We start from the raw sequence: 14,542 nt of genomic DNA on the forward strand, positions 1-14,542 counted from the left end.
GCGCGGTCGAAGGCGGGCCCAGCGTGCACAGATGAAGGCCCCCAAGCCTGGTCAGTGGCGTCATAGTCAGCTCACCGCACCGTTGGAGGCCTTCAACTGTCACACAATCAAGTCAGCGTTGCCGGGCCGAACACCTAGCTCTTCTCGCGGAGAGCGGCGCCGACCTCGTGCAGGTGGCGCAGCGCCTGGCGGTAGGACTCGATCAGGCCGGTCTGCTCGTAGGGCACGCCGATCTCGGCGCAGTACTCACGCACGATGGGCTGTGCCTTGCCCAGGTTGGGGCTGGGCATGCCGGGGAACAGGTGGTGCTCGATCTGGTAGTTGAGGCCGCCCAGGGCGACGTCGACGAACCAGCCGCCCCGGACGTTGCGGGAGGTCAGCACCTGCTTGCGCAGATAGTCCTCGGTGCCGTCGGGGTGCGGCATGCCCTTGTGGTTGGGGGCGAAGGTCATGCCCAGGTAGACACCGAACAGGGCCTGGTGCACGAGCAGGAAGGCGATCGCCTGCAGCGGCGACAGGACCAGGAAGAGCGCGCCGAGGTACGCGACGGCGTGGACGATCAGCAGCGTGGCCTCCAGCGCGGGCTGCTTGACCCGGCCGGACCGCAGCGCCTTGACGCTGGACACCTTGAGGTCGGTGCTGAGCAGGGTCAGCAGCGGGAAGAACAACCCGGCCTGGTGGCGGGTGACGAAGCCGGCCAGCCCACGCCGGCCCAGCGCCGACTCGGTCGCCCAGATCAGCACCTCGGGAGCCACGTCGGGGTCGAGGTCGTCGTGATTGGGGTTGGCGTGGTGGCGGGTGTGCTTGTCCATCCACCAGCCGTAGCTCATGCCGACGCCGAGATTGCCGGCGATCCGGCCGGCGAACGCGCTCGGCCGGGCGGTCCGGAAGACCTGCCGGTGGGCCAGGTCGTGGGCGACCAGGGCCAGCTGGGCGAACGCCACCGCCATGACCACGGCCACCGCCAGCGTCCACCACGAGTCACCGACCAGGAAAAACGCCGTCCAGCCGCCGGCCACCAGCAGGCCCACCAGGGTCAACCGCACCACGTAGTAGGCCGGTCGTCGCCGCATCAGGTCGAGCGCGTTGATCCGTCGGTTCAGTTCCGCGAAGTCGCTGCCGGTAGTGCTCCGCCGGAGCGTGGAGGCTGTCATGCCCATTGAGTATCCGGTCTCGCGGACGCCCGGTCTGGAGTGTGAGCCCCCGGATTCCGAGGGGGTGCTAGCACCCCCAGGCGGGCGCGGCATGATGGTTCGATGACACACCGAGCCCGGGTACGCCGGAGCCTCGACGCCATCGCGGACGGCCTGTTCGCGATCGTCCTGGCGCTGCTGAACGTGCTCGTCCTCGGTTTCTGGCTGGCTGGCCTGGTGCTCAGCCCGGTGCCGGTGCTCGGCGCCGAACTGTTCTCGGTCAGCACCCGGGTGGTGCGATGGCGCGCCGACCTCGAACGCCGCATCGGCACCCGTGCGGGTGAACCCATCCGGCGTCCCTATCCCCCGGCGCCGGGGGGTATGGAGCGTGGCACTCGCGACTGGCTGCGATGGGTGATCACCGACCCGGCGACCTGGCGGGACTTCGCGTGGCTGCTGCCGGGCGCGCTGGCCGGGGCGGTGCTCGGTCTGGTCACCCTCGCTCTGCCGGTGTACGGCCTGGCCGGCGTGGGCCTGCTGCCCCTCTGGCTGCATCTGGGCGGCGCGTGGTTCGGCTACGGCGTCTTCTGGCCCACCACCAACAACCTCGAGGCCTGGCTGGCCCTGCCGCAGGGGCTGGTGTTCCTGGCCGGCGGTCTGATCCTGGCCCCGCTGCTGCGCGCCACCCGGCTCAAGTTCGCCCGGCTCTTCCTCGCGCCGACCCGGGCCGCCGAGCTGCGGCTGCGTGTCGCCCACCTGACCACGACCCGGGCCGACACCATCGACGCGCAGGCCGCCGAGCTGCGCCGCATCGAACGCGACCTGCACGACGGCGCCCAGGCCCGGATGGTGTCGGTCGGCATGACCATCGGGCTGGCCGAGCGGCTGGTCCGGCGTGATCCGGCGGCCGCGCTCAAACTGCTGGCCGAGGCTCGCGCGTCCAGCACCGAGGCGCTGGTCGAGCTGCGGCACCTGGTCCGCGGCATCCACCCGCCGGTGCTGGCCGAGCGCGGCCTGGAGGGCGCCGTCCAGGCGTTGGCGATGAGCCTGCCGGTGCCGACCGAGGTGATCTCGCATCTGCCCGGCCGCCTGGACACCCCGGTCGAGTCGGCCGTCTACTTCGCGGTGGCCGAGGTGCTGACCAACATCGGCCGGCACAGCCGCGCCCGGTCGGCCTGGGTGAGCGTCCGGCACGACCGTGGGGTGCTCAGCGTCGAGGTCGGCGACGACGGTGTCGGCGGGGCGGACGCCGGGCGGGGTACCGGTCTGCAGGGGATCACCCGACGGTTGAACGCGTTCGATGGGACGATGAGCGTCTTCTCGCCCCGGGGCGGACCCACCATCGTCATCATGGAGCTAGCGTGCGCGTTGTCATCGCCGAGGATCTGACGCTGCTGCGGGACGGCCTGACCCGTCTGCTCGAGGCGTTCGACTTCGACGTGGTCGAGGCCGTGGACAACGGCCCGGACCTGCTGCCGGCGCTGCTCGAGCATCGGCCGGACGTCGCCATCATCGACGTACGGCTGCCGCCGACCCACACCGACGAGGGGCTGAAGGCGGCCATCGCGGCCCGCGCGGCCATCCCCGGCCTGCCGGTCTTGGTCCTGTCGCAGCACGTCGAGCCGCTGTACGCGCACGAGTTACTCACTGACAGCAACGGTGGCGTCGGTTACCTGCTGAAGGAGCGGGTCTCTGACGTCGAACAGTTCGTGCAGGCGGTCCACCAGGTCGCGAGCGGGGGTACGACCTTCGATCCGGAGGTTGTCACGCAGCTGCTGGCCCGGCGCGAACCGCTCCGCGCGCTCACACCCCGTGAGCAGGAGGTTCTCCGGCACATCGCCGAGGGACGGTCGAACGCGGCCATCGCCTCGCGGCTGTTCATCACCGAGAAAGTGGTCAGCAAACACATCAACAACATCTTCGCCAAACTGGGCATGCCGCCGTCCGACGATGACAATCGCCGGGTGCTGGCGGTGCTCATGTTCCTCGACGCGGCGTAGGGTGCATTCGTGCCGTTGACTCCCGCCGACATCCACCACGTCGAGTTCCCGAAGGCCGCCATCGGCCGTCGTGGCTACGACGAGGAGCAGGTCGACACGCTCCTCGACGAGATCAGCCAAGAGATGATCAGCCTGCTGGAGGAAAACGATCTCCTGCAGCGCCGGGCCGGTTCCACGCCGGAGCCGGCCGCGCCGCGCGCCGACCGGAGCGAGCTGAACGCTGTCGCGGCCGAGCTCGACCGCGCCCGCTCGGCCTGCGACCGGGCCGAGGCGCATGCCCGTGACCTGCGCCGCGAGCTCGACCAGGCCCGGGCCGAGGCGACTCGGGGTGACGCCGGCCGCGGTGACACCGGCCGGCACAGCGGCGGCAGTGGCAGCGGGCCGGTCCTGGCGATGGCTCAGCGCTCGGCCGACGACCACATGCGCGAGGCTCACGAGCAGGCCGACGCGGTGCTGGCCGAGGCCCGGGAGAAATCCGACCATCTGCTCGGCGAGGCGCGGGTGGCGGCCGGCGACCTCGAGCAGGACGCGCGGCGAAAGCAGGGCGAGGCGATCGCCGGCCTGCAGACCCGGCGCGAGCAGGTGCTGCGCGAGATCGGTGAGCTGACCGAGCTGGCCCAGGGCTACCGCGCCGCGCTGGAGAAGCACATCTCCCGCCAACATCAGTACCTCGACGGCACGGCGGAAGATCTGGCCGACGAAGCCTGAGGCGGCTATGATCTCCGGCGATGATTATCTTCGAGCAAGGAACGGAGGTCTCGTTCGGCACCGGTGAGCGCTGATGCTCTCCTGGACGGACGCTGAGACCCGGTTGCTGTGCTGGCGGCGCGTGCGTGAGTTCGCCGTACCGCCCTCGATGATCGAAACCGCCACCGCCCGCCGTGAGTCGGGTGACTGGGCCGGCGCCTGCGCGGCCGCCCACGTGGATGTCGATCTCGATCCGCGGGCTGTCGCCCGCGACCTTCGCCCTCTGCTGCGCGCTGATCTGCGGCGGCTGGCCCCCGATCTGTTGCGCTGGCATCTGCCCCGGGTGGCCCCGGATGGGCTGCTCCGGCCCGGTGTCCAGGCCGCCCTGGCCCGCTATCCGGGCGGGCTCCAGCTGGTGGCGCGTACGCCGCCGGCCTGGGCCGAGGCCGGCCAGCGGATCAGCCTGACCCTGTCCCGGCGTTCCGACCCGCGGTACCGCCTCGACCTGCATCGGCATCTCTGGGACGCCGGGCGCGCGCACGAGTTCCGGCACCGGCCGGGCCTCCAGCCGCGGCCGGATCAGGACCGGTGGGCGGCCGAGGCGGAGATCATGCTGCGGGCCGACGGGCGCGGTGAGCGGTACGTCGCCGTGCGGGCCCGCCGCCACGTGGTGCTCGACCTCGACGGCCGGGGCGGTCCCAAGCCACGGTCGGTGCCGCTGCTGCCCTATGCCGCCACCTGGGTGCCGCCCGACGTCGAGCTGCGGCGCGCCCGGATGATCGACGCCGACCGGCTGCATCCCCTGGTGGCGGCGGCGTTCGGGGCGCCGGCGACATCCCCGGACCGGACCGTCGACGGGCCGATGCTCGTCGCCTGCCGGGGCGCCACCCACCGGATCGGGCTGCACGCCGGCCGGCCGATCCCGCTCGACCACGATCCGGTCGAGCTGCGCCGCGAGGAGCTGCTCGCCGCCCTGGGTGGCCCGCCGATGCCCTGCCTGCGGGCCATCGACCGGGCGATCCGGCGGCCGGACGAGCTGCCGGCGATCCGCGCCCGCCTCGACCACGGCGACACCGCCGGCGCTCTGGCCGCCGTCGAACGCCTCCTCGGCCCGGACGTTCTGCTGCGCGACGGCCCGCTCCGCGACGAGCTCGCGGCGGCGGCCGAACGCCGGATCGACCATGGCCTCTTCCGTACCGGACTCGCCCGCCACTGCCCGCCACCCGTGAAGGGAGCGCGCCCGACCCACACCCGGTGATGACTGTGAATACTGCTTCTGACCTGCTGCGCCGGCTGACCGCCACGGGCACCGAGGACCGCGTCGACCCACAGCTGGAGGCGCTGACCGTGGCCGTGCAGGCCGACCTGCCGGTGCTGCTGTGGGGCGAGCCAGGGATCGGCAAGACGGCCGCCATCGGGCAGCTCGCCGCGTCGCTCGACCTGCCGCTGACCACCGTGATCGCCAGCGTGCACGAGCCGTCCGACTTCGCCGGCCTGCCGGTGATCGGCGACGATCCGGCCACCCAGGGCGTGCCGATGGCCCCGCCGGACTGGGCCGTTCGCCTCGCCTCGGCCGGCAAGGGCCTGCTCTTCCTGGACGAGCTGTCGACGGCGCCGCCGGCCGTGCAGGCCGCGCTGCTGCGCCTGGTGCTGGAACGCCGGGTGGGCGCGCTGCGGCTGCCGGACGGCGTACGCATCGTGGCCGCCGCCAACCCGAAGGCCTCGGCCGCCGACGGCTGGGAGCTCAGCGCTCCGCTGGCCAACCGTTTCGTTCACCTACAGTGGACCTTCGACCCCGAGGTGGTGGTACGCGGACTCGGCGGCACCTGGCCCCGGGCCGCACTCCCCCGCCTCGACCCGGACCGACTGACCGACGCGGTGGCGTACGCCCGGCGCGCCGTCTGCGGCCTGCTCACCGTCCGCCCGGCGCTGGTGCACAAGCTGCCCGGGGCCGAGTCCCGGCGGGGTGGCGCCTGGCCGTCGCCGCGCACCTGGGACATGACACTGCGACTGGTCGCCTTCGCCACCGCCGCCGGCACCTCCCGCGAGGTGCTGTCGATGCTGGTCCGGGGCACCGTCGGCGACGGCCCGGGGCTGGAACTGCTCGCCTCGCTGGACCGGATGGACCTGCCCGACCCGGAGACGCTGCTGGCCGACCCGGCCGGCGCCGACCTGCCCGAGCGCGGCGACCTGCGTCAGGCCGTCCTGGACGGCGTGGTCGAGGCGGTCCGCCGCAAACCGGCCGTGGACCGCTGGGACGCGGCGTGGGCGGTGCTGGTCCGCGCCCTCGACACCGGCGCGCCGGACCTGGTCGTGGCGCCCGCGGCCACGCTCGCGGCCCTGCGCCGGGACGACTGGTCGGTGCCGGCGGCGATCGAGCGGCTGGCCGGGGCGATCGCCATCGCCGAGGCGGCCCGATGAACACCCACAAGCTCTACACCGCCCGGCTGCACGCGGCGGCGAAGCGCCCGTACCTGGCGACCGCGCTCTTCGCCCTGAATCTCGTGCCGTCGCGGCAGGTTCCGACGATGGCTGTGGACGAGCACTGGCGCTGCTACGTGTCGCCGTCGTTCGTGGACGGCATGCCGATGCCCGAGCTGGCCAGCGTCCTGGTGCACGAGGTCTCGCACCTGCTGCGCGACCATCACGGCCGCAGCGAGCGCTACGCCCGCAAGCGCGAGCCGGCCGGGCCGGGCGAGGGTCTGCGGATGAACGTCGCCGCCGACATGGAGATCAACGACGACGTGTACGGCGACGGGCTACCGGTCCCGGACGGCGCCATCCGCCCGGCCGACCTGCGGCTGGCCCCGGGCCTGCTGATGGAGGAGTACCTCGGGGAGTTCCGGCTGAGCGCGCTCGGCGACCGGGTGGCCTGGCTGGACTGCGGCAGCGGCGCCGACGGCCGGAGCCGCCCGTGGGATCTCGGCCCGGACGGCGGGCACGGGCTGAGCCGGGAGGAGCGCGATGCGGTGCGGTTCCGGGTCGCGCGTGGCCTGACCGGCCGGCCCGGCGCCGTGCCGGACACCTGGAAGCGCTGGGCCGAGGAGGTTTTCCATCCGCCGCGGCCGTGGCGTGAGCTGCTCGGCTCGGCCGTGCGGGCGGCGGCCACGGCCGGGGCCGGCGGCGATTACTCGTACGGGCGACCGGCCCGCCGTGCCACCGCCCTCCCCCGCGTCGTGCTGCCCAGCCTGCGCCGCACCCCGCCCCGGGTCTGCGTCGTCATCGACACCTCGGGTTCGGTCAGCGACGCGGAACTGGGCAGCGCCCTGCTGGAGGTCGCGGCGATCACCCGGGCGGTCGGCGGCCGTCGCGACCTGGTCTCGGTGATCTCCTGCGACGCGGCCGCCGGTGTCGCCTACCCGTTGTGCCGGGCCGAGGACATCCCCCTGATCGGAGGCGGCGGAACCGACCTGCGCGAGGGCTTCGACCAGGCGATCCGGTCCAAGCCGCGGCCGGACGTGGTGGTGGCGCTGACCGACGGGCAGACGCCCTGGCCGTCGTCCCGCCCGCCCTGCCGCACGGTGGTCGGGCTGTTTCCCCGGCCGGCCGAGGAGCACCCGCCGGACTGGGCCCGGGTGGTGAAGATCGGTTGAAAAATCACGCCTGTACCGCCACCGGGGCGGTCGGGCACGATGAAGCGGTGAGCGAAGACGAGGCTGAGCAGGACGGCGCCGCACCGACCCCCGTGACCGCCGTCGCGGTGGCGGCGGAGGTGCCGGTCTCGCACACCACCAAGGTCCGGATCGAGACGCCCGGCGCGACGATCGAGGTCGAGGCCAAGGCGGCGCTGGACGAGGTCGCCCGGACCGCCCTGGACCTCTTCCACCAGGCCGGTGGCTGGCCGCGGGAAAATTACCGGTCGTCCGGCTTCGCCACCGCCGAGCGTCGCGACACGCCCGCGGTCCAGCCGAGCAGCATGCCGTGGGCGCCCGCCGACTTCCCGGCGCAGCCCTGAGGCTGGTACAAGTTGGCCCCGGCCGGAGCATCGGGGCCTGACTAGCGTTCTGATCCATGACCAAGGCTGTGGTGGAGCGCCTGATCGGCGCGTTGAACAGGCACGATCTCGACGATGTGGCGGCCCTTTTCGGCCCGGACTTCTCGGGTGAGTGGCCGGCGCATCCGGGCCGGGACTTCCGCGGGCCCGAGCAGGTGCGACGGAACTGGGAGATGATCTTCAAGCTGTCGCCGGAGATCACGGTGGCGATGACTCACGCGGTCGAGGCCGGCGACGACGTGTGGGGTGAGTGGCACTACACCGAGGCGGCCGGGCAGGATCTGAAGGGCGTCATCATCATCACGGTCCGTGACGGCCTGATCCGGCGGTCGCGGTTCTACATGGAGCCGATCGACGCGGCCGGCGCCGCGGTTCCGGGCGGGCCGCGACTCGCCCGGGACTGACATGATGGGGCCGTGCGGCGGGACGACGACTTCGGTACGACACTGCGGACTCTGCGCCACCGGCTCACTCCCGGTGAGGCCGGGCTGCGTGCGTCGCTACCCGCCGTGCGGCGTGTGCCCGGCCTGCGGCGCGACGAGCTGGCCGGCATCGCCGGTGTCTCCGAGGAGCATCTGAAGCGGCTGGAGCAGGGCCGGCGGCGGCCGTCACCGGACGTGGTCGACGCGCTCGCCCGGGCCCTGCGGCTGACCTCGCCCGAACACGACCGGCTGCGCATGCTGGCCGGGTTCGCCGCCGCCCCGGAGCCGGACGGCCTGGTCCCCCGCGAGATCACCGAGACCGCCCGCCGGATGCTGGACCGGCTGACCGAGGTCGCGGTCTGCGTCTGCGACGCGACGTGGACGGTGCTGGCGGCGAACAAGCTCTGGCACGCCGAGGTGTGCTCGGTGCCGGAGGCGGGACGCGGGCGCAACGTGGTGTGGCGGGCGTTCACCGACGCCGGCCCCTCGGTTTTCGAGGCCCCGGAACGGCTGGACGGGTTCCGCGCCACCGTCGTGGCCGAACTGCGCGAGGCGGCCCATCGCTACCCGGCCGACGCCGAGCTGTCCTCGATGATCGCCGACCTGCGGGCCCGGAGCGCCGAGTTCGCCCAGCTGTGGGACGCGCCGCCGGCCCGGGCCGGACACGCGGATCGGCTGCGGGTGCCGAGCCCGGACCACGGCCACCTCTACCTGGACCTGGACGTCCTGACGCTGAACCCGGGTGACCTGCGCGTCGTCGTCTACACCGCCCGCGGCGCGAGCTGACCGGGCGCGCTACCCCGTCCGGCGCGCCCGCGGCCGGGCCGGCCTCATGAGACCGGCGCGGCGACAGCGTCGCGCAGCTCGGCCAGCACCTTTCGCATCAGGTCGGGGAACGCGGCGGTGGGCTCGGCCAGCCAGTCGGCGATGGCGGCGTTGAAGACGGCGATGCCCGCCCGCACCGCGAAACCGGCGGCCCGGGGCGGGACGCCGCGCCGCCCAAGGGCCTCGATCATCGCGGCGATCAGGCCGGCCGTCTTGATCAGGTCGCGTTCCCGCAGTTCCGGTGTCGACGCGATGAGGCTGAACCGGGCCCGCGCCTCGTCGGCGGTGCTCAGCTCGGCCAGCTCCAGTCCGCAGCGGGTCAGGGCTTCGACCGTCGCGTCGATGGCGTTCAGGGCCGGGTCGGCGCCGGCCAGGTGGGTCAGCACGCTGGCCTCGAACGCCTGCGCGTTGGCGAAGAAGACCTCGCGCTTGTCGGCGAAGTGGTTGAAGAAGGTGCGCTTGGTCAGCCCGGCCCGGTCGGCGATCTCGGTCACTGTCACCTCGGCGTACCCGCGCTCGCGGAACAGGTCCAGGGCCGCCTGCTGGAGGCGGCCGCGTGCGTCCGGTTGCCAGCGGGCCATGCCTCCGAATCTACTCCTATTGCACTTGGTGCAATAGAGTGCCACACTCGGACTGCACCAAGTGCAATCACTGAGGAGCAGCCATGCCGACCAACACCGCCGCCTGGATCCCCGCCCGCAACCGTCCGCTCGAGGTGGGCCCGGCCCCGTACCCCACGCCCGGCCCGGACCAGATCGTGATCCGCAACCGCGCCGTGGCCGTCAACCCGCTCGACTGGGTCATCCAGGTCGCCGGGCGGGTGGCCTACAGCTGGCTGAAGTACCCGTTCGTGCTCGGCACCGACGTCGCCGGCGAGGTGGTCGAGGTCGGTTCCGCGGTCACCCGGTTCCGGCCCGGCGACCGGGTGCTGGCCCTGACCGTGGGCGTCGAACGCGACATCAACAGCGCCGCCCAGGGCGCGTTCCAGCACTACACCGCCACCTCCGAGATGCTGGCCAGCCCGATCCCGGACGACCTGTCCCACACCGACGCCGCCGTCCTGCCGCTTGCCCTGGCCACCGCGGCCAGCGCGCTGTTCCAGCCGAGCCAGATCCATCTGCGGCTGCCCGCGGCCCGGCCCGCGCTGACCGGCGAAACCGTGCTGATCTGGGGCGGCTCGACCAGCGTGGGCAGCAACGCCATCCAGCTCGCGGCGGCCGCCGGGTACGACGTGATCACCACCGCCTCGCCCCGCAACGCCGGCCCGCTCAAGGAACTCGGCGCCGGTCAGGTGTTCGACTACCGCAGCCCGACGGCCGAGGCGGACATCGTCGACGCCTTCCGCGGCCGCACCCTGGCCGGGGCGCTCGCGATCGGCCCGGGGTCGGGACCGGCCTGTATCCGGATCGCCGGCGCCGCCCGGGGCAACCGGTTCGTCACCACCGCCACCGCGCCGGTCACGTTCGAGAAGGGGTTCTCACTCGGGCGCACCATCACCGGAATGGCCGGCGGCATGGCCGGGCTGCAGCTGTCGGCCCGGCGCCACGGCGTACGGACGAAGTTCGTGAACGGTGCCGGCCTGCGTAAGAACGAGGTCGGCCCGGCCATCTTCCGGGACTTCCTGCCGGCCGCGCTGGCCGAGGGCCGCTACCGCATCGCACCCCCGGCCACGGTCGTCGGTGACTCCCTGGCCGACCTGCAGCACGCGATGGACCAGCAGCGCGAGGGTGTCTCGGCCACCAAGCTGGTGGTTAGCCTCTAGACGCCATGGATGAGATTGTCCTGAAGAAAGTCAAGTTAAAGTGGTCCGATGTCCGAGGAACTGGCAGCGTCGTTGCTGCACCAGACCATGGCGCTGGCCGGGCAGATCTCGGGTCGCATGCAGGACGGCCTGGACCGGCTCGACCTGACCGCGCCACTGGCCAACGTCCTCTGGCTGCTGCGACCGGACGCCGATCCGCTTCCGCTGCGCAAGATCGCCGGCCTGCTGCACTGCGACCCGTCGAACGTCACCCTGCTGAGCGGCAAACTCGAGCAACGCGGCCTGGCCGAGCGGCGCCCGCACCCGCGCGACGGCCGCGTTCGCACGCTGGTCCTGACCAAGGCCGGTGAGGACGTGCGCGAACGGCTGCTCAGCACCGTGATGAAGCATTCACCCCTGGCCGGGTTGACGCTCGAGGAGCAGGAACAGCTGCACGCTCTGCTCGCCAAGGCGATCGACAACGCGTAGCGCCGGAAGGAACGGCTATCGGCGGCGGAGCTGGGGTACGACCAGAACGGCGCACAGGGCCGCCGCCACGAGCAGCAGCAGGGGCACGAGCCAGACCCAGACGCCTCGGTCGCCCGGGGCCGCCGCCGCGCTCCGGGGCTGCGGCGACGGCTCGGCGGCGGCCGCGGGGCGGACGTTACCGGCCGCGGCCAGCAACTCCGGCTTCGGCTGGTCGACGGGGGCCTGCCAGCCGGGCGGTGGCGGCGTGACCGCGCCGTGGTAGGTGAAGCGCAACTCGCCCTTCACCGCGTCGCCGTCCGAGGCCACGTTGTGATAGGTCACCACGTACGCGCCGGGCGCCGGCCAGTGCGACACGGCCACCTTGACCGGGAAACCCATGTCGTAGCGGAGCGGCTGCCACGTGCCGTCCTTGAGCTGGTACTCCTGGACCGGCTTGGCCAGGCGCCGCGGCTCGCCGTTGGACCATCCACTGTCGACGCGTACGCCGGTCGGCGCGGTGACAGTGAAGTACGCGTACGTCTGCGGCTTTTCCGTGAAGGTCAGCGTGACCGCCTCGATCCGCTCGGCCACCGTGCTGCCCTGGGCCGGCGTGCTGGTCACCAGCGTGCCGTGGGCCAGGGCGGGCGCCGGCGCCGCGGCCGAACCGGCCACAACGCCGACGAGCATGATCGCGAGGAGACGACGAACGTCGATGCGGCCCATCGCCGCAGGCTAGCGGGCCCGCGTTCCCACCACCACCCACATGGTCAGCGTCAGCAGGAACGTGCCGTCGGCGGCAGCCGCCTCGACGTCGTCCATCAGGTCATCGAAGGCCGGGCCGATCGCCGCGGTCATCGGCGAGTCCCGGTACAGCGGCAACACCTGGCGGGCCTGGTCCAGGTCGGTGTGGACGCCGGCGAACGGCTCGGCCCGGAGGTCGGTGAGGCCGGCCTGGTGCATGCGGCGGCGCAGCGCACGACCGGAGGCCATCGAGTGCGGCGGACGGCTCGCGTTCAGCACGTTGACCAGGGTCCGGGCCCGGTCGTTGAACCCCTCGGGCGAGCCGTCGACCAGCAGCGAGTCCCAGTCGGTGTCGATCATGCACATCCGGCCGCCGGGGCGCAGGACCCGGGTCAGCTCGGCGATGGCCCGGTCGGCGTCGGCGACGTGCTGAACGACGCGCTCGGTGCGTACGCCGTCGAAGGCGCCGTCCTCGTACGGCAGATCGAGCAGGTCGCCGACCTCGTACTTGACCCGGCTCCCGTCGTGCCCCCGGGTCGCCTCGGCGATCGCGTCGGCCGAGAAGTCGACCGCCGTCACCTCGGCGTCCGGCATGAGGCCGGCCAGCTCCCGGGCGACCTCGCCGTTGCCGCAGCCGGCGTCGAGCAGCCGCCCGGTCCACGGCACCTCCCACCGGGCCAGGCCGGCGGCGCGGATATTCCGGACGCCGGTCGAGCCGGCCGCGGCGGCGAGGTAGTCGCGCAGGTACTGCGGTTGTTCCTGGCTGTCGAAGGAGACCATGCCCACCCTGACGGGGGCCGGCACCGATGGTTCGGCGGCTGCCCGGAATGACAGTGGTTTGGGGACGGGCGGCCCGGGGCAACCGTCGACCGTGGAGCCTGGGCGGACGATCGGGGATCGATACCGACTGCGTGAGCCGCTCGGCAGCGGCGGCATGTCCGTGGTCTGGCGGGCGGAAGATGTCCTGCTCGGCCGTGAGGTGGCGGTCAAGGTGATGTCGGCCGGCGTGTCGGCCGACCCGGCTTCCCTCAAGCGCCTGTACGCGGAGGCCCGCGCCGCCGCCGCGCTGCGCCACGAGAATGTCGTCGAGGTCTATGACTACGGCGAGACCGAGGTCAACGGCGTGCCCGTGCCGTACGTGGTCATGGAACTGGTCGAGGGCCGCTCGCTCAGCGCCCTGCTCAGCGCCGGCCCGCTGCCGTGGCGCCTGGCCATGCTGATCGGCGCGCAGGTCGCGGCCGCGCTGGCGGCCGCACACGACCGTGGCGTGGTGCACCGCGACGTGAAGCCCGCGAACGTGATGGTCGCCTCGGGCGGTGTCAAGCTGGTCGATTTCGGCATCTCGGCCGCGGTCGGCGAGAGCGACACGGTCACCGAGCAGCTGTTCGGCACGCCGGCCTATCTCGCGCCGGAACGGCTGACCAACGGGATGGTCCGGCCCGCGACCGACGTGTACGCCCTCGGCCTGCTGGTCTACATGATGCTGGCCGGGCGCCTGCCGTGGAACGCGTCGACCACCACGCAGATGCTGATCGCCCACCGCTACCGCGACCCGGCCGCGCTGCCCGCCGTGCCCGGTCTGCCCAGCGAGGTGGCCGACCTGGTCCGCCGCTGCCTGGCGAAGGCCCCGTCGGACCGCCCGCCCGCGGTGACCGCCGCCCGGGTCCTGCGCACGGCCGCCGGCCTCCCGCCGCTGACCCTGCTCCCCGGCCTGGAGGACGGCCCACGGCCGAGCCCGGCGGACGTGCCGACCGAGCCGGCGACGCGCCCGTCGCTGAGCCGGCGGATCCTGGCCGCCCCCACCCGGCACCGGGTCGCCGCCGGCGGTGTCGTACTGGTGGCCGCGTTCGCCGTGGGCTGGTTGTGCTGGCCCGCCGCCGCCCAGGAACAACCGGCGGCCGTGGCCGGCCCGGCCCCGGTGGCCTGCCATGTCTCCTATGCGATGCGGGTACGGGCGTCGGGCGACTCGACGGCGACCCTGACCGTGACCAACACCGCCCCGACCGCGATCAGCGCCTGGACCCTGGCCTTCCGGCTGCCCGGCGACCAGCGGCCGGCCGCGGGCGACGGCCTGACCTGGAAGCAGACCGGCGACACGATCCGGGCGAACGGCCCGGCCCTGGCGCCGGGCCAGGCGGTCGTGACCACGGTCCACGCCGGCCGGGGCGAGGCGGCGGTCATGCCCGAGAACTTCACCCTGAACGATGTCACCTGCCGGTCGGATCTCTCGGTGCTGGGCCCGGTGACGTACCAGACCGCGAAGACCACGACGTCGGCGGCGAAGAAGGCGCAGCCGCGGAAGGCGCACACCGCCAAGAAGAGCCAGCCGGTGAAGAAGCGCGCCAAGGCGCACGCCCCGCGCCGGCCGCACTTCCCGCCGCCGCGCTTCCCGTTCCCGCCGCGCCCGCACCACTGACTCCCTACCGGGGACAACGGCGGCCGTACCTGGTCGTCGAGTACGTCGACGGGCCGAGCCTCAGCGCGGTGGTCAAGGAGTGCGGTCCCGTCGGGCCACCGTGACGCCCTAGGGT

16 protein-coding genes are annotated in these 14,542 nt (G+C 73.0%); 12 read left to right on the forward strand and 4 right to left on the reverse strand.

What is annotated here, in order from left to right:
- Positions 1–134 precede the first annotated feature (134 nt).
- Entirely contained in the window at positions 135–1,154 is a 1,020-nt protein-coding gene (locus ACGFIO_RS18720; RefSeq protein ID WP_392827514.1) for a fatty acid desaturase family protein, read from the reverse strand.
- Positions 1,155–1,256: 102 nt separating this feature from the next.
- On the opposite strand from ACGFIO_RS18720, the gene ACGFIO_RS18725 reads away from it, so the two are divergent.
- The 9 genes from ACGFIO_RS18725 (at position 1,257) to ACGFIO_RS18765 (ending at position 9,022) form a co-directional block, all read left to right on the forward strand.
- Complete coding sequence (locus ACGFIO_RS18725) at positions 1,257–2,522, forward strand: sensor histidine kinase (protein ID WP_392827515.1); 1,266 nt, start codon at positions 1,257–1,259, stop codon at positions 2,520–2,522.
- Positions 2,495–3,133 carry a LuxR C-terminal-related transcriptional regulator gene (locus ACGFIO_RS18730; protein ID WP_392827516.1) on the forward strand — a complete coding sequence of 213 codons (639 nt, stop codon included), beginning with the start codon at positions 2,495–2,497 and terminating at the stop codon, positions 3,131–3,133. Before ACGFIO_RS18725 ends, ACGFIO_RS18730 begins: the two co-directional genes overlap by 28 nt.
- Positions 3,134–3,142: 9 nt before the next feature.
- Positions 3,143–3,841, forward strand: a complete 699-nt coding sequence (locus tag ACGFIO_RS18735) for a DivIVA domain-containing protein (RefSeq protein WP_392827517.1) — start codon at positions 3,143–3,145, stop codon at positions 3,839–3,841.
- Between the two features lie 73 nt (positions 3,842–3,914).
- A complete protein-coding gene (locus ACGFIO_RS18740; RefSeq protein ID WP_392827518.1) occupies positions 3,915–5,078 on the forward strand; it encodes a hypothetical protein in 1,164 nt (387 codons plus the stop codon).
- Positions 5,079–5,083: 5 nt separating this feature from the next.
- Positions 5,084–6,241, forward strand: a complete 1,158-nt coding sequence (locus ACGFIO_RS18745) for an AAA family ATPase (RefSeq protein ID WP_392827519.1) — start codon at positions 5,084–5,086, stop codon at positions 6,239–6,241.
- Positions 6,238–7,413 (forward strand): VWA-like domain-containing protein, encoded by a 1,176-nt coding sequence (locus ACGFIO_RS18750; protein WP_392827520.1) that lies wholly within the window; start codon positions 6,238–6,240, stop codon positions 7,411–7,413. Before ACGFIO_RS18745 ends, ACGFIO_RS18750 begins: the two co-directional genes overlap by 4 nt.
- Positions 7,414–7,460: 47 nt before the next feature.
- The gene (locus ACGFIO_RS18755; protein WP_392827521.1) at positions 7,461–7,775 is read left to right on the forward strand and encodes a hypothetical protein; all 315 of its coding nucleotides are present in this window, start codon (positions 7,461–7,463) and stop codon (positions 7,773–7,775) included.
- Between the two features lie 56 nt (positions 7,776–7,831).
- Positions 7,832–8,218 (forward strand): nuclear transport factor 2 family protein, encoded by a 387-nt coding sequence (locus ACGFIO_RS18760; protein WP_392827522.1) that lies wholly within the window; start codon positions 7,832–7,834, stop codon positions 8,216–8,218.
- A gap of 12 nt (positions 8,219–8,230) precedes the next feature.
- Positions 8,231–9,022, forward strand: a complete 792-nt coding sequence (locus ACGFIO_RS18765) for a helix-turn-helix domain-containing protein (RefSeq protein WP_392827523.1) — start codon at positions 8,231–8,233, stop codon at positions 9,020–9,022.
- A 44-nt stretch (positions 9,023–9,066) separates the two neighbouring features.
- Here the strand turns inward: ACGFIO_RS18765 and ACGFIO_RS18770 are convergent, their stop codons facing one another.
- The gene (locus tag ACGFIO_RS18770) at positions 9,067–9,642 is read right to left on the reverse strand and encodes a TetR/AcrR family transcriptional regulator (protein WP_392827524.1); all 576 of its coding nucleotides are present in this window, start codon (positions 9,640–9,642) and stop codon (positions 9,067–9,069) included.
- Positions 9,643–9,725: 83 nt separating this feature from the next.
- On the opposite strand from ACGFIO_RS18770, the gene ACGFIO_RS18775 reads away from it, so the two are divergent.
- Positions 9,726–10,823 (forward strand): zinc-binding alcohol dehydrogenase family protein, encoded by a 1,098-nt coding sequence (locus ACGFIO_RS18775; protein WP_392827525.1) that lies wholly within the window; start codon positions 9,726–9,728, stop codon positions 10,821–10,823.
- A 48-nt stretch (positions 10,824–10,871) separates the two neighbouring features.
- Positions 10,872–11,291, forward strand: coding sequence for a MarR family winged helix-turn-helix transcriptional regulator (locus ACGFIO_RS18780; protein WP_392827526.1), 420 nt, complete (start codon positions 10,872–10,874; stop codon positions 11,289–11,291).
- Between the two features lie 15 nt (positions 11,292–11,306).
- Here the strand turns inward: ACGFIO_RS18780 and ACGFIO_RS18785 are convergent, their stop codons facing one another.
- Both ACGFIO_RS18785 and ACGFIO_RS18790 read right to left on the reverse strand, forming a co-directional pair.
- Entirely contained in the window at positions 11,307–11,993 is a 687-nt protein-coding gene (locus tag ACGFIO_RS18785; RefSeq protein ID WP_392827527.1) for a copper resistance protein CopC, read from the reverse strand.
- Between the two features lie 9 nt (positions 11,994–12,002).
- Entirely contained in the window at positions 12,003–12,791 is a 789-nt protein-coding gene (locus tag ACGFIO_RS18790; RefSeq protein ID WP_392827528.1) for a methyltransferase domain-containing protein, read from the reverse strand.
- Here ACGFIO_RS18790 and ACGFIO_RS18795 point away from each other — a divergent pair.
- Positions 12,790–14,427 carry a serine/threonine-protein kinase gene (locus ACGFIO_RS18795; RefSeq protein ID WP_392827529.1) on the forward strand — a complete coding sequence of 546 codons (1,638 nt, stop codon included), beginning with the start codon at positions 12,790–12,792 and terminating at the stop codon, positions 14,425–14,427. The two genes, ACGFIO_RS18790 and ACGFIO_RS18795, sit on opposite strands and share 2 nt — an antisense overlap.
- Positions 14,428–14,542: the final 115 nt, after the last annotated feature.

It is taken from the genome of Actinoplanes sp. NPDC049265 (assembly GCF_043197135.1).
Lineage (GTDB): Bacteria > Actinomycetota > Actinomycetes > Mycobacteriales > Micromonosporaceae > Actinoplanes.

Excerpts from the sequence above, each read along its gene's own strand:
- ACGFIO_RS18750 (WP_392827520.1), top strand. The coding sequence starts at position 6,238 with ATGAACACCCACAAGCTCTACACCGCCCGGCTGCACGCGGCGGCGAAG.
- ACGFIO_RS18725 (WP_392827515.1), top strand. The coding sequence starts at position 1,257 with ATGACACACCGAGCCCGGGTACGCCGGAGCCTCGACGCCATCGCGGAC.
- ACGFIO_RS18775 (WP_392827525.1), top strand. The coding sequence starts at position 9,726 with ATGCCGACCAACACCGCCGCCTGGATCCCCGCCCGCAACCGTCCGCTC.
- ACGFIO_RS18780 (WP_392827526.1), top strand. The coding sequence starts at position 10,872 with ATGTCCGAGGAACTGGCAGCGTCGTTGCTGCACCAGACCATGGCGCTG.
- ACGFIO_RS18740 (WP_392827518.1), top strand. The coding sequence starts at position 3,915 with ATGCTCTCCTGGACGGACGCTGAGACCCGGTTGCTGTGCTGGCGGCGC.
- ACGFIO_RS18795 (WP_392827529.1), top strand. The coding sequence starts at position 12,790 with ATGCCCACCCTGACGGGGGCCGGCACCGATGGTTCGGCGGCTGCCCGG.
- ACGFIO_RS18785 (WP_392827527.1), bottom strand. The coding sequence starts at position 11,993 with ATGGGCCGCATCGACGTTCGTCGTCTCCTCGCGATCATGCTCGTCGGC.
- ACGFIO_RS18760 (WP_392827522.1), top strand. The coding sequence starts at position 7,832 with ATGACCAAGGCTGTGGTGGAGCGCCTGATCGGCGCGTTGAACAGGCAC.
- ACGFIO_RS18720 (WP_392827514.1), bottom strand. The coding sequence starts at position 1,154 with ATGACAGCCTCCACGCTCCGGCGGAGCACTACCGGCAGCGACTTCGCG.
- ACGFIO_RS18790 (WP_392827528.1), bottom strand. The coding sequence starts at position 12,791 with ATGGTCTCCTTCGACAGCCAGGAACAACCGCAGTACCTGCGCGACTAC.
- ACGFIO_RS18770 (WP_392827524.1), bottom strand. The coding sequence starts at position 9,642 with ATGGCCCGCTGGCAACCGGACGCACGCGGCCGCCTCCAGCAGGCGGCC.